Annotated in this window: 15 protein-coding genes; 8 read left to right on the top strand and 7 right to left on the bottom strand. The window is 57.3% G+C overall.

The annotated features are described in order from the left end of the window. Nucleotides 1-3 precede the first annotated feature (3 nt). Together nudC and RB602_RS14260 are read left to right on the top strand one after the other, a co-directional pair. A complete protein-coding gene (gene nudC / locus RB602_RS14265) occupies nucleotides 4-924 on the top strand; it encodes an NAD(+) diphosphatase (protein ID WP_317081483.1) in 921 nt (306 codons plus the stop codon). 8 nt (nucleotides 925-932) lie between these two features. After that, entirely contained in the window at nucleotides 933-1,601 is a 669-nt protein-coding gene (locus tag RB602_RS14260; protein ID WP_317081481.1) for a DsbA family oxidoreductase, read from the top strand. A 107-nt stretch (nucleotides 1,602-1,708) separates the two neighbouring features. Here the strand turns inward: RB602_RS14260 and RB602_RS14255 are convergent, their stop codons facing one another. The 3 genes from RB602_RS14255 to mgtE all read right to left on the bottom strand — a co-directional run bounded on the left by RB602_RS14255 (nucleotide 1,709) and on the right by mgtE (nucleotide 6,170). Continuing rightward, nucleotides 1,709-2,122 (bottom strand): DUF1489 family protein, encoded by a 414-nt coding sequence (locus tag RB602_RS14255; protein WP_317081479.1) that lies wholly within the window; start codon nucleotides 2,120-2,122, stop codon nucleotides 1,709-1,711. A gap of 89 nt (nucleotides 2,123-2,211) precedes the next feature. Next, entirely contained in the window at nucleotides 2,212-4,611 is a 2,400-nt protein-coding gene (locus tag RB602_RS14250) for a DUF3857 domain-containing protein (protein WP_317081478.1), read from the bottom strand. A gap of 149 nt (nucleotides 4,612-4,760) precedes the next feature. Then, the gene (gene mgtE, locus RB602_RS14245; protein WP_317081476.1) at nucleotides 4,761-6,170 is read right to left on the bottom strand and encodes a magnesium transporter; all 1,410 of its coding nucleotides are present in this window, start codon (nucleotides 6,168-6,170) and stop codon (nucleotides 4,761-4,763) included. Between the two features lie 245 nt (nucleotides 6,171-6,415). Here mgtE and RB602_RS14240 point away from each other — a divergent pair, with 245 nt between their 5' ends. Together RB602_RS14240 and RB602_RS14235 are read left to right on the top strand one after the other, a co-directional pair. After that, nucleotides 6,416-6,865, top strand: a complete 450-nt coding sequence (locus RB602_RS14240; protein WP_317081474.1) for a peptidylprolyl isomerase — start codon at nucleotides 6,416-6,418, stop codon at nucleotides 6,863-6,865. A gap of 91 nt (nucleotides 6,866-6,956) precedes the next feature. Beyond that, nucleotides 6,957-7,223: a GIY-YIG nuclease family protein gene (locus tag RB602_RS14235; protein WP_317081472.1), complete on the top strand. Its 267-nt coding sequence runs from the start codon at nucleotides 6,957-6,959 to the stop codon at nucleotides 7,221-7,223. A 94-nt stretch (nucleotides 7,224-7,317) separates the two neighbouring features. Here the strand turns inward: RB602_RS14235 and RB602_RS14230 are convergent, their stop codons facing one another. After that, a complete protein-coding gene (locus RB602_RS14230; RefSeq protein ID WP_317081470.1) occupies nucleotides 7,318-8,196 on the bottom strand; it encodes a LysR substrate-binding domain-containing protein in 879 nt (292 codons plus the stop codon). Between the two features lie 344 nt (nucleotides 8,197-8,540). Between RB602_RS14230 and RB602_RS14225 the strand changes: the two genes are divergently transcribed. The 4 genes from RB602_RS14225 to bchJ all read left to right on the top strand — a co-directional run bounded on the left by RB602_RS14225 (nucleotide 8,541) and on the right by bchJ (nucleotide 14,370). Next, entirely contained in the window at nucleotides 8,541-10,877 is a 2,337-nt protein-coding gene (locus tag RB602_RS14225) for a CDC48 family AAA ATPase (protein WP_317081468.1), read from the top strand. 137 nt (nucleotides 10,878-11,014) lie between these two features. Continuing rightward, nucleotides 11,015-11,506, top strand: a complete 492-nt coding sequence (locus tag RB602_RS14220) for a hypothetical protein (protein ID WP_317081466.1) — start codon at nucleotides 11,015-11,017, stop codon at nucleotides 11,504-11,506. A gap of 609 nt (nucleotides 11,507-12,115) precedes the next feature. Then, nucleotides 12,116-13,786: a magnesium-protoporphyrin IX monomethyl ester anaerobic oxidative cyclase gene (bchE, locus tag RB602_RS14215; RefSeq protein ID WP_317081464.1), complete on the top strand. Its 1,671-nt coding sequence runs from the start codon at nucleotides 12,116-12,118 to the stop codon at nucleotides 13,784-13,786. Nucleotides 13,787-13,794: 8 nt separating this feature from the next. After that, the gene (gene bchJ / locus RB602_RS14210) at nucleotides 13,795-14,370 is read left to right on the top strand and encodes a bacteriochlorophyll 4-vinyl reductase (protein WP_317081463.1); all 576 of its coding nucleotides are present in this window, start codon (nucleotides 13,795-13,797) and stop codon (nucleotides 14,368-14,370) included. Nucleotides 14,371-14,551: 181 nt separating this feature from the next. Here bchJ and RB602_RS14205 read toward each other — a convergent pair whose 3' ends face one another. The 3 genes from RB602_RS14205 to RB602_RS14195 form a co-directional block, all read right to left on the bottom strand. After that, on the bottom strand, nucleotides 14,552-14,884 hold the full coding sequence (locus tag RB602_RS14205) for a DUF4112 domain-containing protein (RefSeq protein ID WP_317084568.1): 333 nt from the start codon (nucleotides 14,882-14,884) through the stop codon (nucleotides 14,552-14,554). 180 nt (nucleotides 14,885-15,064) lie between these two features. Beyond that, nucleotides 15,065-16,579 carry an ABC transporter substrate-binding protein gene (locus tag RB602_RS14200; RefSeq protein WP_317081462.1) on the bottom strand — a complete coding sequence of 505 codons (1,515 nt, stop codon included), beginning with the start codon at nucleotides 16,577-16,579 and terminating at the stop codon, nucleotides 15,065-15,067. A 9-nt stretch (nucleotides 16,580-16,588) separates the two neighbouring features. Beyond that, nucleotides 16,589-18,118, bottom strand: coding sequence for a peptide ABC transporter substrate-binding protein (locus RB602_RS14195; RefSeq protein WP_317081460.1), 1,530 nt, complete (start codon nucleotides 18,116-18,118; stop codon nucleotides 16,589-16,591). Nucleotides 18,119-18,215 lie beyond the last annotated feature (97 nt).

Here is an 18,215-nt window from a genome sequence, read left to right as displayed (position 1 = left end):
AAAATGTATAAATCCGCTGATCTCACCACGATAAAGCCGTTTATGACCGGTGCCGATATGGACCGGGCGGACCAGATTCGTGTCGATCCTGACAAGCTGGCCGAGGTGATGAACTGGCGCGCCAGGCTGCTCAAGCTGGACGCGCTGGTGCCGGGGATTACGCCTGAGGGCGGCTTACTTTGGAATTCGCTGGGCGAACTGGGCGAGAATTGCGAGCCGCTGTTCCTCGGTATGCAGGAGGGCAAGGCGCATTTTGTCGAATTGCCGCCGCGCGATGGCACGGCGCGTCCGGTGCAATATGATCCGCGGGTGTGGCAAGCGATAGCCCATATGCCGCGTGCTGATCTGGCGCTTTACGGGGCGGCGCGTTCATTGGTGGACTGGCATAATCGCCATGGATTTTGCGCCGTATGCGGCAGCGAGACGCACGTCGCTAAAGGCGGCTGGGCAAGGCATTGCAGCAATTGCGGCGCAGAGCATTTCCCGCGCGTCGATCCGGTGTCGATCATGCTTGCCGAGCATGATGATGGCAGTCAGAAGCGCGTGCTTTTGGGCCGCCAGCCGCGTTTTCCGGCCAAACGGCTCTCGGCACTCGCGGGCTTTATCGAGCCGGGTGAATCGATCGAGGAAGGCGTAGCGCGCGAGCTTTGGGAAGAGGCGGGCATCGTGGTACGTGATGTGCGCTATGTGACCAGCCAGCCTTGGCCATTTCCGTCATCGCTAATGATCGCCTGTATCGCCCAGACCGATGATCCGGCGCTCACCCTCGACACTACCGAGATTGAGGAAGCGCACTGGTTTACGGTGGATGAGGTGCAGGCTGCCATGGCCAATGACCCCGAAGCGCCCTTTATCGCGCCGCCGCCCTTTGCAGTGGCGCACGATCTGCTACGGTACTGGCTTGATCAGCAAGAGAAGAATTGAGGACCATCATGACGGCACTCTATAAAATGCGCATCGACATTGTTTCCGATGTGGTCTGCCCATGGTGTATTATCGGCTATAAACAGCTCGAAAATGCGCTCGAGATGGTCGGCGACGAGGTTGAGGCAGAGATTGTCTGGCAGCCTTTTGAGCTCAACCCGCATATGCCGCCAGAGGGGCAGGATATGGCAGAGCATGTGGCACAGAAATATGGCACCACGCCTGAACAAAGCGCCAAGACGCGCGGGCATATGATGGGTTTGGCGGAGAAGCTGGGTTTCCCGTTCAGCAACGCACCGGGCAAGCGCATCTACAACACCTTTAAGGCGCATCAGCTGCTGCACTGGGCCGGGGAGAGCTTTGGCAGCACATTGCAGACGCGTCTGAAACTGGCCTTTTTCGAAGCCTATTTTCAGGAAAATCAGGATGTCAGTGATGAGGATGTCCTGCTGCGCGCGGTAGAAGGTACCGGGCTTGACCCCGATGCGGCGCGAGCGGTGCTAAATGACCTGGTACAGGCGGAGCGGACGCGTGAAGCGCTCAATGGCTGGGTTGAGCGCGGCGTATCCGGTGTGCCGGCGACCATCCTTGACGGCAAGTATATGGTGCCTGGCGCTCAGGATGCCGAGACTTTCGCGCAGATGATCCGCAAGGTTATCGCCAAAGAGGCGGCGTAAAGCCCTCTCTCCTTTAGGGGAGAGGGTTGGGAGAGGGGATCGTCAAATCAGTGCAACGCGAGTGGATAACCCCCTCCCTTAATCCCTCCCCTGAAGGGGAGGGAGGCTTACAGAAGAGCCAGCCGCGACAATTCTGACAGCATTTCCGCCGGCATGGCATCGAGCATATCATTGCCCCCGGCTATATCCTTCGGCGCATCACTGTCCTCAAGATAGCGCCAGCCCTGATGCGCGCGGCGCGGGGTTGGCTCTACCGCGATCAGCCGCGGTTCCAGCCTGATCCAGTATTTGCCCTGTCCATTGTCCTGAAAGCCGATAATCGGGCTGCGGCCGACAATATTGCGACTGTGGATCCAGTAGAGCGAGCCGCCGACAATTTCCGCTTTGCGCTTGGGCTTATAGCGCGTCGTCAGTCGTGCCTCGCCAAAGCCACCCCCGTCGCGGCCATGCGATTCCAGCCAACGGCGCAATGTCGCCGGGCTTTCGCTGCGAAAGGCAATTTTGGTGAGATGGAGCGGCATAGCCGTTGAGATGGCTCGCGCTATGGCCTGATGCAAGCCCGCGCATCTAAGCAGTCATCCATTTGTGGATAAGCAAAACACCCTAAGTCTTATGGCGAGGTCTGAGCATTGTCACCCAGCTCTGAAGCGGAGAGATTGAGTGCTTCGCGTTGCTGCAGTGCCCAAGGATGCTCCTCTGTGCGCCGCAATATGCGGTCCAACATTTTCCGGGCCAGAGCGGTTTCACTATTGTCGATATAGAGTTGGGCAATAGTCTGCAGAGCCTCTAAATTGCTCCGCTCCAACAGCAGCGCGCGCAATAGGTCGCGTTCTGCGATCATCGGCTGTTCGTCCATGATGAGTTTTGCTCGGGTCACCAACAGGCGAACATTATTGGGGTCCGTCTGGATAAGCGGGTCGAGCACATCATGGATGTCTTTTGTATCACCATTCGCGGCGGCAATGTCATGCGCTTGCTGAATGGCACTGTTGAAGCTTTGCAGGCTACTTATCGCCGGACTGTCTTTGGGCGCATAGGCGACATATACTCTGTCATCGAAAATCAAATCCGTTTCACTGTCCCATTGGATGGCCTGTTCGGCAGTGTACTCGCGATAGCCGACAGCGGTTTCAAGATAGCCGGTAAACCTGTTCTTGTCCTTGCTCAGACGACGAATATAATGTGCCGGTCCGATCTGCTTGTCATAGGTCTGTCCTTCAATGTTTATCGCCCCATAGTCTTCGGGGAAAATGATCTCCACCTGGTTGGCGTAGTGTCGTTTGGACGTTCGGCGAGGTAGGTCATTATACTCCGCGTCTTCGCGATCGAAATGGAAATGCCGACCCAGATTCAGGTGCTTGGCCAGATATTTTTGGAAGCCGTTGCCCTCAATCCAAGGCATGATTGTGGTACCTTCATATACTACCATGGCACTCAATTTGTCCGGTTCAGAATAGAAATTGAAGCTTTCCAGAGTGGAATCGCGATTGTCGTCATCCTCGACAAAATCTTCAATCACGCGTGCTTTCTCGCTGTCAGTCATATGACCATATTTACTGATATAGCGTTTCGCCGCGTCATCATAACGGACTTGCTCAATGCGATAGCGCGCCGGTTTTTCCAGCCCCGCGCTGGCGTCAATAATATAGCGATCCAAGCTTTGCAGCCGATCATAATTGGCGTCGTGGACATATACCGGTTCGGCGATGCTATCGAGTGGCAGCATATGACCGAAAAAGACCGGCGGAAGGCGATCCAGAGAGGTATCGTCCTGCCTGGTGCCGTCAAGCCAATAGGTCTCGCCATTCATAGTTAGACGCACAAAGATATGATTAAACGCATGGGGCGCAGCTAGGTAAGAGTCGATAGGTTCAAACCCTTTTGCATGGACCAATACAGGGGTTGCCTCTAAGTCAAATTCGCGCAGGATCGCTGTCAACAGTGCGGTTTTTCCTTTGCAATCCCCGTATTTGCTCGACCAGACCGACTGTGCGCTTTGTGGCGTATAGTTGCCCAATCCAGAGAAATTCCCGACATAGCGCACATCGTTTTGCACCTTCGCCAGCACACGCTCGACCAACGCCTTGCTGTCCAGTTGCTCCGCGCGGAGTTCTTCTACCACATCGCGCAGAGAGCCTTCAGGCGGGACAATAGCAGCCTCATCAAACAGCGGCTGGAATCTCGCGGCTACGTTCTGCCAGTTATCAAATGTTGATATCTGCGAAACGCGATCAAAATAGAATCGCTCCGGCAGATCTTTGGGCATCGCCTTTTCATCGATGGCGTCAACACTGAACTCTCTAACCTCATAGCCATTTTCTTTGTAGCTTTCATATGGGGGCAATCCAGACCCATGGCTGATAAGGACATGGCGGTCCTCCGGCCAGATGACCCGCTGCATCAGCCGATCTATTTTGAGGGTTCCCGCATAATTGTGCATGAATTGGTAGTGTCCGACCAGCGGCTCATAGCTCGTATCAACGCTTCTGGCCAAGTCGATCATGTCACCCACGCGCAAGTCTTCGATGAGAAGCGTTGCCGTGACTTTTCCGTCCAATATCCCTTGCGACAGATTGGGTTCCCGGCGCAGATATTCGAAGGTCTGGCCATTTTCGAGGATGTTGAGACGTTGGCCGTCACGGATGATCGCAAGATGGTGCAATGTCACCTTCTCTCTGCCCGGCACCCAATTCAGGGATATGGTTCCCAGGTCATTCAGTGCAGAGGCTTCAGAGACCCGTATCACCTGACGCATAAAATACGTGCCACCCTTATCGGTGATCCTGTGCTGATGGCTGACCAGAGCGAAGCTGCCCGCCATTCCTTTGGTGGCAGCGGTTTGTTCGCTGGGTATTTCGGCGGTTTTGGCCCATTCAGGGATCGGAGCGAAGAGAAGTTCCTCCTCCTCGATCAAATTTTCTTCGGTCGCGGTCTTGCCGTCCACAATATCCGGATCAACATCCGATTGTGCCGCAGCGACATTTGGGCCAGCCGCAAAGGAAAATGCCAAGACCAAAAGTGCAGCAACTTGCAGGAATGAAACTAAACGAATGCGCATTTCCAACTATCTGATTCCTGTTTCCATAATGGATGTAATAAGCACCATGTACGCATATCCAAAAGATGCCAAGGAATAGATTTGACTGGTGCGGATGTATTCTACAACTGCACCATTCCGCTCGCCACCGCCAATCCCAGAAACGCAAAAAAGCCCATGGAATCGGTGATCATGGTGACAAACACCGATGAGGCCACCGCCGGATCCTGTTCCAGACGGTCAAGCACCACCGGCACCAACACCCCGGCCAGACCGGCGATGATGATGTTGATGATCATCGCCAGCGCAATCACCCAGCCGAGCATGGGATTGGCGAATATCAGCGCCGTGGCAATGCCGATCAGCACGGCAATAGTCAGGCCATTGAGCGCCGCGACCCGCAATTCGCGCAAGATGATACGCGCCGTGTTGGATTGGGTAAGCTGGTTCATCGCCAGCGCCCGCACCGCCACCGCCATGGTTTGCGTGCCCGCATTGCCGCCGATAGAAGCAACAATCGGCATTAGCACCGCGAGCGCGACCATATTCTCGATAGCGCCGCCAAACAGCGCGATGATCGCGCTGGCCACCACGGCGGTGCCCAGATTGGCCACCAGCCAGCGCACCCGGCTGGAATAGCTTTCGACAATTGGCTGGTTAATATCGCCTTCACCGGCACCGGAGAGGCGCAAAATGTCCTCGCCCGCCTCTTCCTGGACAATATGGATGATGTCATCGACGGTGATCTGGCCCACCAGCCGCCCGGATTCATCGACCACAGCGGCGGAAATCAGCGCATATTTCTGGAAACGCAGCGCCACTTCTTCCTGATCCATATCCGTCGGGATCAGCGTCTGTTCGCGCTTCATCACATCGCCCAGCTCGACATCGCGAGGCGTGCGCATGATCCAGCTGAGCTGACAGGTGCCGACCGGGTGATGCCCTGGATCGACAACAAAAATCTCCCAGAATTCGGTGGTAAGATCAGCATGTTCGCGCAGATAATCAATCAGCTGGCCGACAGTCATATGCTGCGGCACCGCCACCAGATCGCGCTGCATCAGGCGGCCAGCGCTCTCCTCGGGATAGGAAAGCGCGTCTTCGATTGCAGCGCGGTCTTCCGGCTCCAGTTCTTCCAGAACCGCCTGCTGATCGGCGGCGTCCAGATCCTCGATAATCGCCACCGCATCGTCGGTCTCGAGCTGCCCGGCAAGCTCTGCCACCTGTTCGGCGGGCAGAAACTCGATAATGTCCTCACGGACATAGTCGTTAAGCTCGGACAGCACATCGGCGCCAAGAAGATCAGTGATCGCCTCCGCCAGCGCCGGGCGGTTCTCATTGTCGATCAGCTCGAAAAGGTCGGCAATATCCGCCGGGTGCAGCGGCTCGACCAGATCATAGGTGGATTCCTCTACCCCGTCTTCGAGCGAGGCAAGGACGCGGCGGACAAAGCCGGGCTTGAGCCGGTTTTCCTTGTCGAGGCGGTTCTCGTCTTTTTGTGAGTCGGGGGCAAGATCAAGCTGATCGGCCATATGCTGTCCCCCTTTTCCTGGCGTGGCACAATGGTTGTGATTCTTCGGCTATGTGACGGCAAAGCGCCGCAAATGCAATGAGATGATGCACTAATCTGGCCGCTGGCGCGTGAACGGCGCGCGCTGCGATGGCAAGAGGGTGACATTTTGGCCAACCGCACTATATGGGGCGCATCCTTCCCCCGGACCATTGGCAGCGGCGTTGCGCCGCGAAGACGGTTCGCAAAATCGAAGAGAGATTTACCATGGCTGATACTACCCTGACGCTTACCCTGGACACTGGCGATGTTGTCATCAAATTGCGCCCCGATCTCGCCCCCAACCATGTCGCCCGCATCACCGAGCTGGCGGGTGAGGGCTTTTATGATGGCGTCAAATTTCACCGCGTGATTGACGGCTTTATGGCGCAGGGTGGCTGCCCACACGGCACCGGCACCGGCGGCTCCGACAAGCCCGATCTGGCGCAGGAATTCAACAGCGAACCGCATGTGCGCGGTACCTGCTCCATGGCCCGCACCATGGACCCGAACAGCGCCAACAGCCAGTTCTTCATCTGCTTCGGTGATGCTGAATTTCTCGATGGCCAATATACCGTATGGGGCCAGGTCACCAGCGGCATGGAGCATGTTGACGCTCTGCCCAAGGGTGAGCCACCGGCAAACCCGGGGGTTATTCAGAAAGCTGTGGTGGGGTGAACTGACACATAATCCCTGCCTCTCTTCTCGTCGGCCCCGCGAAGGCGGGGCCAAGGCTTTCTTTTAGTTGAAGGGCGGCTGGGTATACATAATGGCGAACCGTTATCGCGGTCGCATGTATGTGGGTGTAACCAGCCATATTGCGCGCCGCAGCTTTCAGCACCGCAGCTCATCAGGTTCAGAATATTGTCGCAAACATGGCTTGAATAGGCTCGTCTATGCCGAGTGGCATGACGAGATTCATGATGCCATCGTTAGAGAGAAGCGCCTGAAAAAGTGGGAGCGCCCTTGGAAATTCAGGTTGATTGAAGAGCAGAATCCCGACTGGCGTGATTTGTTTGATGATCTGAACAAATAAGAAAGCCCAGGCCCCGCCTGCGCGGGGCCGACGATGAGATGTGAGATTTATCATTATCGTCAGCCCCGCGCAGGCGGGGCTCAGGCTTCTTTGATTACAATCCCGCCTTGACCAGCCAGTCGTGAAACAACCTTACCGCCCGCGTTTCCAGCGCGGCGGGGCGGCATACGAACCAGTAGCTATAGGGGCTTTTCACCTCGACCGTATAAAGCCGCGCCAGTCGCGGATCATGGGCGCGGTCGAGATGGTTGTCGTGCATGATGGCGATGCCGAGCCCCTGCGCTGCGGCTTCGAGCATCAGCGGGCCGCTGTCAAAATGGTCGATGGCGCTCGGCTGTAGCTCAGCCATGCCGATCTCTGCCTTCCATGCACTGAAGGATTCGGGCATGTCATTGTGGATCAGGAAGGTTTGCCGCGACAGGACATCTGATTTTGGCTTGTCGCCCAGCTGCTTGACCAGATCGGTCGAGGCAATGGCATAGACATAGTTCTCGTCCAGTTGCACCGCGTGCAATCCTTCCGGAATCGACTCGGTGAGTACAATCGCCGCGTCCAGGCTGTCGCCCAGCCTATCCTCGCCATGGCCCGATGTATCAATATCGATATGCAGCAGCGGGTAGAGCCGCCGCAGTTCGGGTAATTTAGGGAACAGCCGCTGGCTGCCGAACAGCGGTAAAACCCCAAGCCGCAGACGCATGGTGCGGCTGGTATCCATATTGGCATGCACCGCATCGGTGAGCAGTTCCAGTGCCGGACCGATGCTCTTGTACAGCGCCTCACCATCGCGATTCAGCGCCAAAAGCTGCTTTTGCCGCTTGAACAGCTTCTTGCCCATAAAGTCTTCCAAAGCGGCGATACGGCGACTCAACGCCGAGGGTGACAGCGACAGCTCAGCCGCTGCGGCTTTGGCCGAACCGAGTCGCGCCACCTGGGCAAAGGCTTCGAGTGATCTTAGGGGAGGTAGTCGTCGCATTTCCGCTCCAGATATTTTATGACTGATGGTTCATTGTGCACCGCAATAACATTATCTGGTGTAAAATGTAGCGATTTTGCGGGAAAAATTCGTATAAAGTGCAAAATTTGCAACCGAGATGGTTCATTTCGCACTTGCACAAAAACCGGGTTAGGCCCATATCAACAGTGCCTTTCAGGCATCCTCTCCTATATAACTTGGCCAGCCTTCGGGCTGGCCTTTTTTTTGCCCGTTAAGCGGGAGAGCGCCGGTTTTGCAGTCTGTGACCGGATTTTGCATCCTGTGTTTGAAATCATCGCTGCGCACCCCTAGGTCTAGTCTCCCAATAAAGGAGAGGCCTCCCCATGAATGACAGCCCCGCCGATGCTGCTGAAGCCAGCAAGGATACCGTAAAGCTGCAGGTCGCCAATGCGCGGCCCGAAGATAGTGGCCGCGGTCTGGCGCGAATCAGCAAAGAAAATATGCAGCGTCTCGGCATCACCGAGGGCGATGTCATCGCTATCACCGGCAAGCGCGAGACCGCATCGCGCGCGGTTCTGCCCTATCCTGAAGATGAGGGGCTGGAGCTGGTGCGGATTGACGGCTTTCAGCGTGCCAATGCCGGAGTCGGTTCGGGCGATTTTGTCCATCTGGCCAAAGCCGAATCGAAGGCGGCGAAACGCGTTGTCCTCGCCCCGGCGCAGAAAGAATTGCGGTTGCAGGGGTCGGCAGAGGCGCTGAAGCGCAGCTTTGCCGGGCGACCGATGGTGGCAGGCGATGTTGTCGCCACCAATGGCCAGCAACAGGTCAATCGCGGCGATATGCCGCCGCAACTGCGTCAGATGCTGAATACGCCGGCTTTTGCGCTGACTCAGGTGCGGCTGGTGGTGGTGTCCACTGCGCCCAAGGGCATTGTCCATATCGATGCCGAGACCGAGGTCGAGCTGCGCCCCGAATATGAGGAACCCAAGGAGGCGCGCCGTGCCGATGTCACCTATGATGATATTGGCGGCATGGTCGAGACCATCGATCAGCTGCGCGAGATGGTCGAGCTGCCGCTGCGCTATCCTGAGCTCTTTACCCGCCTCGGCGTTGATCCGCCACGCGGCGTATTGCTGCACGGCCCTCCGGGAACCGGCAAGACGCGGCTGGCGCGGGCAGTCGCCAATGAGAGCGATGCCGAGTTTTTCCTGATCAACGGCCCGGAAATCATGGGCTCTGCCTATGGCGAATCGGAGAAAAAGCTGCGCGAGGTATTCGAGGCGGCGACCAAGGCGGCGCCATCGATCCTGTTTATCGATGAGATTGATTCGATAGCACCCAAGCGTGAGCGGGTGCAGGGCGAGGCGGAAAAGCGGCTTGTCGCTCAGCTTCTCACGCTGATGGACGGGCTGGAAGCGCGGGTAAATCTTGTGGTCATCGCCGCCACTAACCGGCCTGACGCGATTGACGAGGCGCTGCGCCGTCCGGGACGGTTTGATCGGGAAATCATTGTCGGCGTCCCCGATGAGGCTGGCCGCCGCGAGATTTTCGCCATTCATACCCGCGGTATGCCGCTTTACGAGGATGTTGACCTGCAGGAGCTGGCGCGCACCACCTATGGTTTTGTCGGTGCCGATATTGCCGCGCTCACCCGTGAGGCGGCGATTGAGGCAGTGCGCCGCATCATGCCCGAGATCAATCTGGAAGAGCAGACCATTCCGCCAGAAGTGCTCGATAATCTCTGCGTCAGCCGCAAGGATTTTATGGAAGCGATCAAACGCGTCCAGCCCTCGGCGATGCGCGAGGTAATGGTGCAGGCCCCGGATATTGGCTGGGGCGATATTGGCGGGCTGGATGAAGCGCAGGCCAAGCTGAAAGAAGGCATTGAACTGCCGCTGAAGAACCCGATGGCGTTTCACCGTATCGGCATCCGCCCGGCCAAAGGCTTTCTGCTCTATGGCCCACCAGGAACCGGCAAGACGCTGCTCGCCAAAGCGGCGGCGAAGGAATCGGGCGCGAACTTTATCGCCACCAAATCAAGCGATCTGCTTTCCAAATGGTATGGCGAAAGCGAGCAGCAAATTGCCCGCCTGTTCGCCCGCGCACGGCAAGTGGCACCAACGGTGATCTTTATCGACGAGATTGACAGCCTGGTCCCGGTGCGCGGCAGCAGCTATGGCGAACCACAGGTGACCGAGCGGGTGGTCAACACCATTCTCGCCGAGATGGACGGGCTAGAAGAACTGCAATCGGTGGTGCTGATCGGTGCGACCAACCGCCCGAATCTGATCGACCCGGCGCTGCTACGCCCCGGCCGTTTTGACGAGCTGGTCTATGTCACCGTCCCCGACAAGGATGGCCGCCGCCGCATTCTGGGCATCCACACCAGCAAAATGCCGCTGGCTGAGGATGTCGATCTCAGCGAAATTGCCGAAAAAGCCGAGAATTTTACCGGTGCTGATCTCGAAGACCTTGTCCGCCGTGCCGGCCTGTTCGCGCTGCGCTCCAACGGCCTGAATGAGGCGGTCGAGGGCCTGCAGGTGACGATGGAGAATTTCCGTCAGGCGCTCGAAGCCTCGCGCTCATCGGTAACGCCGGAAATGATCGAGGAATACTCCAAGATCGAAAGCACGCTGAAGCAAAAGGCGATGCAGGTTGATCCGATCGGCTTTGTCTCACCGGGCATGCTCACGCCGACGAAGAGCAAGAAGCATGATTAGGGCGTGGCCGCAGAATTGATTTGCTGACGTAAGAATTGGGCGATCGCAAATCCGCCTGCGTTTTGTGAAACCTCAACGCTTGCTGCTGAGGACCTATTTGTTTTCATTATCCAACTGACTTAAAGAACGGGTGCAAGATGAGCTACGATTTGTTGGTATTTGATCCCAATACCGCGCCACGCAAACGTGATGAATTCATGAAATGGTATGAAAGCTTGACCAGATGGGAAGAACAACGAGACTATGATTCCCCGCAAGGCATGACTGGCAATCTGCCTTTGTTTTTTGAGCGTATGCGCCAGGAATTTCCACCAATGAATGGCCCATTTGCATATGCGTTTGATCAAGCAGAGGACCCCAACACTACAAGTTCAACCAGTCTCTGGAAGAAGTTGTTTGGCCTGAAAGCAAAACCTGCTCCCGAACCATTCAATGAGGCGTTGGTCACAGATTACAGCCTAGCTGAAAGCGCCATTTATATGGCGTTCGCTTGGTCTGTCTCGGATAAGGCATACAACCGGGTGTTCAACAATGCTCTGTCTGCGGGAGTAGGTTTCTTTGATGTAAGTGCCGACAATGGAGTGATCTTACATGACCCAGGCCAGTTTGAAGACTTGATGGGACTATAAGTACATCCTGTCTTAAACCATATCCAGCGGCATTTCCTTGTTCGAGTGTGTTTCTGCTTAACTCCGACTATGTGCCAAGTAGATTAGTCCCTGGTTGAGATATTTATGTGGCTGATAGGGCTTGCAAATGGTCATGCTTGGTCGCCCTTCGCGCTCTCGAAAATCTTCGCGTACTTCGCGTGAAGCATTTGGATTGGTGGGAGCCCGCTACTTGGTCAATCGGATGTGTGCGTTGCAAAGCTCGCCTTCGGCATCGCCCCCTCCACCGTCTCCGACGGTCCCCCTCCCCGAGACAAGCTCGGGGAGCATTTCATGGGCCAAGCCGCACATGGCGGCAACCGGCGCGGCTGTGTCCTACAGGGCGGACCGATGCTATGATTGGCTTGGCTCTTTCTCAGCTATAGAATCTTAACGTCGCTTATCTGATTGCCAAAGCCCGTTGGATATCTCCAACAAAGGCGCAGTTTTCTGCGCCTCACAGGTGTGAACTTTGTGAACTTAGTCATGCGCGCCTCACACTTGTGTGGCCTCTTCTTACCTTTGATCCACGTCAATGTGGCCTGACAGACTCGCTGTTACTTATCCCTGACATAGTGGGAGGTAATAGCCATGCGAATTCTCTTTGTTCACCCGAATTATCACAGCGGCGGGGCGGAGATTGCGGGCAACTGGCCGCCGGCTTGGGTGGCCTATCTCTCCGGCGCGCTGAAAAAGCATGGGTTTGACGATGTCCATTTCATCGATGCGATGACCAATGATCTGGATGATGAAGAGTTGCGGGCGCGGATTGACGAGATTCAACCCGATGTCGTTGGAGTCACCGCGATTACGCCGTCCATCTATGCCGCTGAAAATGTGCTCGATATTGCCCGCGAAATGGCACCGCAGGCGCTGCGGGTGTTGGGCGGGGTGCACGCGACCTTTATGTATAAGCAGGTGCTCTCCGAAGCGCCTTGGGTCGATGTCATCGTCCGCGGAGAGGGTGAGGAGATTATCGTCAATCTGATGAAGGCGCTGGAGGAAGGCCGCTGGCCGACCGACAAGCACACCATCCCCGGCTTGGCCTTTGTTGATGGCGATAAGATCATCGCCACCCGCGCGGCTTCCACGGTGAAGGATATTGATGGCCTGTCACCCGATTGGTCGCTGCTTGAATGGGACAAATATATATATGTCCCGCTCGGCACCAGGGTGGCCATCCCCAATATGGCGCGCGGTTGCCCGTTCACCTGTTCCTTCTGCTCGCAATGGAAGTTCTGGCGCGATTATCGCGTGCGCGACCCGAAAAAGGTTGCTGACGAGATAGAGGATCTGGTCGAAAACCACGATGTCGGCTTCTTCATCCTCGCTGACGAAGAGCCGACGATCAACCGCAAGAAGTTTATCCAATTCTGTCAGGAGCTGATTGATCGCGGTCTGAATGACAAGGTGAAATGGGGTATCAACACCCGCGTCACCGACATTATGCGTGATAAGGAATTGCTGCCTTTCTATCGCGAGGCGGGGCTGGTGCATGTCTCGCTCGGCACCGAGGCGGCGGCGCAGCTGAAGCTCGACCAGTTCAACAAGGAAACCAAGGTCGAAGAGAACAAGGAAGCGATCCGGCTGTTGCGCGAAGCGGATATTTTTGTCGAGGCGCAGTTTATCGTTGGCCTTGATAATGAGACCGAGAAGACGCTGGAAGAAACCTTCCAGATGGCATGGGACTGGCAGCCTGATCTTGCCAACTGGTCGATGTACACTCCCTGGCCATTCACCCCACTGTTTCAGGAGATCAAGGATCAGGTCGAGGTGTTCGACTTCTCCAAATATAATTTCGTCACCCCGATCATGAAGCCCGATGCGCTGACCCGGGGCGAGCTGTTGAATGGCGTGATGAAGAATTATCGTCGCTTCTATATGCGCAAGGCGCTGTTCCACTATCCCTGGCGCGGCACGGGTTTCCGGCGGCGTTATCTGCTGGGATGTCTCAAAGCGTTCCTGAAAGCAGGGGTCAGCCGGACATTCTATGATCTCGGCAAGGCGGGCTATTGGGGGCCGCAGACCAAGGATAAGGTGCACTTCGACTTTGACGAGACGCGCACCGTCGCCGAGGCGCAACTGGATGACTGGGAAGCCACCGCCGACCGCGCGCGCAAGGCAGCGGAGCGGCGCGAGGCGGTAAAGGCTCAGACCAAGGCGCGGGCGGTCGAACGCAATGCCGAGCGCGAGCAGAAGCGGCAGGCGGACAATATCATGGCCTGTGGCGGCGGTACCGAGCAGATGGTTGAAGACGAGTAGGCAAGACGATGCACGGCGCACGGATCGGCCCCAATGCCCTGACGCAGCTGATCGAACCGATAGAGCGGCGCTACGGCCATGACATGGTCGCAAGGTTGCTCGAGCAATCGGGCATACAGCGCCTGCCCGATATGACCGGGCTGATCGATGAAGACCCGGTGATTGCGATGCACCACCATATGATCCGCACGCTGCCGGATATGGCGGATGATATTTCGCGTGAGGCAGGCGCACGCACCGGGGCTTATATCATTGCCAACCGTATTCCTGGGTTTGCCCAAGGGTTGTTGCGTATCCTGCCCGCTGCCCTTTCGGCGCGGCTGCTGGCCAAGGCGATTGCCAAAAATGCCTGGACCTTTGCCGGATCGGGAAAGTTCGCGGTGCAAAGCTGGTGGCCGCTTGTGTTTACGCTCGAGGATAATCCCTTTGCCAAAGGCCTGCGCACCTATGCTCCTGCCTGCCATTGGCATGCGGCGGTATTTGAAACGCTGTTCCGTGAACTGGTCAGCCCGCATATCCGGGTGACAGAAACCACATGCTGCGCCGCTGGCGACCCGCGCTGCACCTTTGTGGTCAGGACTTGAAGGAACTCGCCAACAATAACGTCGGCCCCGCGCAGGCGGGGCCTAGGCTTATTTTCACGCAAAGACGCAAAGACGCGAAGAGATGGCGCAAATAGGAACCTTCTTTGCGTCTTTGCGTCATTGCGTGAGTCTTTAAGAAAGCCCTGGCCCCGCCTGCGCGGGGCCGACGATAGGAGAGTGCTTAGCCCTCAATAATCCGCGTCTCGGGATGATGCTTGTCGAGATGCTTGCGGATAATCTTCAGATTCTTGCTGTTCGAGCGCCAGAAAAAGTCGAACAGATCGCCGACCATCGGCACAGAGCCCAGGATCAGGTCAATACCGACATTGCCGGTCATCCGCGCCATCTGGAATTTGGACATGCCGAGATTGCGTGCTTCCCAGACGATATACATGCCCATCGCGGCGGTGATGATATCGCCGACCACGGGGATCAGGCCGATAATCGAATCAAGGCCAATCGGTGTCTTGGTGCCGGGAATGACAAGGCTGCGCTCCAGCACCTGCTCCATCATCTCCACCCGCTGGCGCACGGCTTGCGGATCGGTGGGCAGGGTAGCGAGCGCGTTGCGGACAAATTCTTGCTGTTCTTCGCCAAAACGCTCGGCTTCGCCAAAGCGCCGTGTCTCGCCAAAACGGGTATTTGGGCCTGTCGTCATATGCCTTCCTTAACAGTGTCCCTTGCCACTGTCTGATTAGGATATGGGGTCTAGCACCAATGGCCACAAGGGATGCAGCCCGGTCGCATTGGGCGCATAGCCCGGAATATCGCCCCGCACGAGCGACCAGCGCAGCGGCAGGCCGAGCGGGATATAGCCATTATGCTGGGTCATCAGCGTCTCTGCACGGGCTATTCCGGCGGAGCGTTTGGCACTGTCATAGGCGGCGCGTGCGTCCTGCAGAACAAAGTCTGCCTCTTCATCGCACAGCGGCAAATGCACGCAGGAGAGGCGAGCGAGATACCATTCTGCCTGACCATAGGGCGCAACCTCGTCAATAAGGCGCAAATCGGCTTCTGCATCCATGGCAACCGCTTCTATCTTGATGCCAATGAGCCGCCAGTCAGTGCGCAGGCGCTCGGTCAGATAGCGCGCACCCGGACCTTCGGGCATGGCGACCCGCAATGTCTGCACTGGGCCATTGGCCTCTTCCCATATCAGCACCCGGACACGGGCAATGGCGCGGCGTTCGGCGATGCTGCTTTCGCTCCAACGGTTGGCCACTTCGGGTTGATAATCGGTGATGTTCTCCGGGATCAGCCGGGTTGTCGCCGTCCAGTCGGTTAGCTGCAAACCAGAGAAGAGATCACTGCGGTCAATCGCCATGGCCAGCGCCTCGCGATTGACCGGATCGCTGAGAAACCCGTCATGATTGACAATCTCGAGCCCGAACAGGCCGGCGACGGGATCAAGCTGCAACCGGCTGCGTGCAATGCCCGAGACATTGACCAAAGGCAGATGCTGGAAACGCCCGCCAAGGACAATGTCGCTCTGGCTGTTGCGAAAACGTTGTATCGCCAGTGCGGCGCGATCCGTGGTGAGAAAGACACGGCGTTTCGCAGCGGCGTCTTCCTCATCCAGCATTTCTGTTTCAGCCGTGGAGAGGTCGAGCCAGAAAGGCCCTGCCGCAGTCGCTTCCTCGTCGTCCCCATTGCCATTTTCGGGCGCGGTGAGGGCAAAGGGCCCGGTGCCTTGGTCATCGGTGCGCACGCCCATTTCGGGCAGCGCTAAAATGGTCAGGAAACTGGGTGAGGGCGAATCGAGCCGCACCTCGACCACCTGACGGGTCCGCGCGATTACGTCGCGCACCTTCATCATTTCGGCCGAAAAACGCCCCTCTTTTTCAATTGCAATCCGCTCATTCAGACCGCGCGCGACATCCTGAGCGGTGACCGTCTTGCCGTCCGACCAGTCGCGCTTGTGCAGGCGGAAAATATAGCTCAGCCCGTCATCGGTGACGACCCAGCGCTGGGCAAGGCCGGGGACAATCTGCCCCTCATCATCATAGCGCACCAGCCCCTGCGCCTGTGCCATGCGCAATTGGCGCGCACCGGGGCTTAGGAACTTGCGGCCAATCTGCTGCGCCTCATCGCCGGGGTCGATCAGCGAGACCGTGATCGCGCCGTCATTGCCATTGTCGCACCCGGCCAGCAAGGCGAGCATCAGGGCTGCAATGGAGAGCCAAGCCAAGCGAGAGATGGAAGCGGTCACGATGGTCCTTTATTCGGCCAGAGACAGGGTGGCGCTGGGATGGATATTGAGGCTGTTATCCTGCCATCCCTTTACCCGCGGTGAAACCAGAGCGGTAGCGCGATAAAAATAGAGCGGCAAGACAGGCGCATCTTTGGCGATCATTGTATCGGCTTCGGCAATCAGTTTGGCGCGCTCTGTTTTGGAGGGGCTGGCATTGGCGCGATCGAGCAATGCGTCATAGGCTGGATTGGCATAGCCGCTATAGTTGCTCGGCCCGGCATTGGAACGATGCACGGCGAGGAAATTATCGGCGGTCGGCAGATCCGCGATCCAGCCTGAACGGGCAAGTGCAAAGTCGCTGCGGCGCAGGCTGGCAAAATGGAGCGTCGCCTCACTGTTAAGAATCTCTGGCTCTACCGGCAGTTCGCGCCACATCGCTGCGAGTGATACCGCAACCCGGCTATGCTCACGTGCGGAGTTGATGCGGATGGCGAAGCGTAGAGGGTTGTCGCTGTCATAACCTGCTTGATTGAGCAGAGCGGTTGCGGCTCCGATGCTGTCGGGATTTCCCGTGCAGTCGCCCAAAGCCTCTTCCAACAGCGCTGGCGGCACTACGCCGCAAGCAGGCCGATTACCAAAGGGCAGCAAAGTCTGCGCCAGAAAATCCCGATTAACAACCATCGACAGCGCGCGCCGGACATCAGCATTCTCGAAAGGCGGTTTGCGGGTGTTGAAAGCAAAATAATAGCTGCCGAGATAATCGCCGCTGCGCAGATATTCGGAATGGTTCTCTTCCAACCAGTCATGGCGGTTATCGGGATAGCTATGCGCAATATCGGCGGCGCCGCCCAGCACCAGCCGCATGCCCGCGAGCTTGTCATCCATCGGCTTCCAGATCACGGTCTTTATGGCCGGGTCAGCCTCATACCAGGCCGTATTGGCCTGCAATATGGCGGCATCATTCAGCCGCCACTCGGTTAGGCGATAGGCGCCGCTGGTGACCATCGGACGCATCGCGGTCCAATCGTCGCCTTTCCCGTCGATCTCGTGCATCGGCAGCGCCGCCATCGCGGGATGGGCGAGCAGATAGGGCAGTTCGGGGTAGGGGTGGGCGAGGGTGATGGTGACTGTAGTATCGTCCTCGGTCTCAAGGCCTTGGATCACGCGAAACAGCTCACGATGCGGCGATGCAGTCGCATCAGCATTCAGGCGGTCCCACAGTGCAACAAAAAGCGGCGCGGTTATCGCGGTGCCATCGGAAAAGCGGGCATCATCGCGCAGCGTGAAGCGCCAGAGCGTGCCATCCTCGCTGATCGTCCAGCCACGCGCAATCGCTGCGACCGCCTTGCCTGTGCCATCATATCGGGTGAGGCCATCAAACTGGTCGCGTGCAACGCGCAGACTCGCAAGGTCGGAATATTTTTGCGGGTCGAGCCCGCGAATCTCGGCATCGGAAAGGCGCACGAGGGTGTCCGAACCGGCCTTGCGGCTGGTATCTGCGCCCTTTTCTGACGCGCAACCAGCCAGCACTAGCGTCAACAGCAAAAGGAGGCGCATCAAACCCATGCCGTGCAGCATAAATGGCTGCCACCAAATCGCAATTGTTCATCACTTTCGGCCCGGTTCCGGTTGACTGGTCAGGGGCTTCATGGTC

The sequence above is a fragment of the Parasphingorhabdus sp. SCSIO 66989 genome, assembly GCF_032852305.1.
GTDB classification, from domain to species: Bacteria; Pseudomonadota; Alphaproteobacteria; order Sphingomonadales; family Sphingomonadaceae; genus Alterisphingorhabdus; species Alterisphingorhabdus coralli.
This window is presented reverse-complemented; position numbering and strand designations above follow the sequence as displayed.

Bases quoted from the DNA above. Each gene is read 5' to 3' on its own strand.
- RB602_RS14195 (WP_317081460.1), bottom strand. From the start codon at position 18,118: ATGCGCCTCCTTTTGCTGTTGACGCTAGTGCTGGCTGGTTGCGCGTCA.
- RB602_RS14255 (WP_317081479.1), bottom strand. From the start codon at position 2,122: ATGCCGCTCCATCTCACCAAAATTGCCTTTCGCAGCGAAAGCCCGGCG.
- RB602_RS14205 (WP_317084568.1), bottom strand. From the start codon at position 14,884: ATGATGGAGCAGGTGCTGGAGCGCAGCCTTGTCATTCCCGGCACCAAG.
- RB602_RS14225 (WP_317081468.1), top strand. From the start codon at position 8,541: ATGAATGACAGCCCCGCCGATGCTGCTGAAGCCAGCAAGGATACCGTA.
- RB602_RS14260 (WP_317081481.1), top strand. From the start codon at position 933: ATGACGGCACTCTATAAAATGCGCATCGACATTGTTTCCGATGTGGTC.
- RB602_RS14235 (WP_317081472.1), top strand. From the start codon at position 6,957: ATGGCGAACCGTTATCGCGGTCGCATGTATGTGGGTGTAACCAGCCAT.
- bchJ (WP_317081463.1), top strand. From the start codon at position 13,795: ATGCACGGCGCACGGATCGGCCCCAATGCCCTGACGCAGCTGATCGAA.
- RB602_RS14240 (WP_317081474.1), top strand. From the start codon at position 6,416: ATGGCTGATACTACCCTGACGCTTACCCTGGACACTGGCGATGTTGTC.
- RB602_RS14220 (WP_317081466.1), top strand. From the start codon at position 11,015: ATGAGCTACGATTTGTTGGTATTTGATCCCAATACCGCGCCACGCAAA.
- RB602_RS14230 (WP_317081470.1), bottom strand. From the start codon at position 8,196: ATGCGACGACTACCTCCCCTAAGATCACTCGAAGCCTTTGCCCAGGTG.
- mgtE (WP_317081476.1), bottom strand. From the start codon at position 6,170: ATGGCCGATCAGCTTGATCTTGCCCCCGACTCACAAAAAGACGAGAAC.
- nudC (WP_317081483.1), top strand. From the start codon at position 4: ATGTATAAATCCGCTGATCTCACCACGATAAAGCCGTTTATGACCGGT.
- bchE (WP_317081464.1), top strand. From the start codon at position 12,116: ATGCGAATTCTCTTTGTTCACCCGAATTATCACAGCGGCGGGGCGGAG.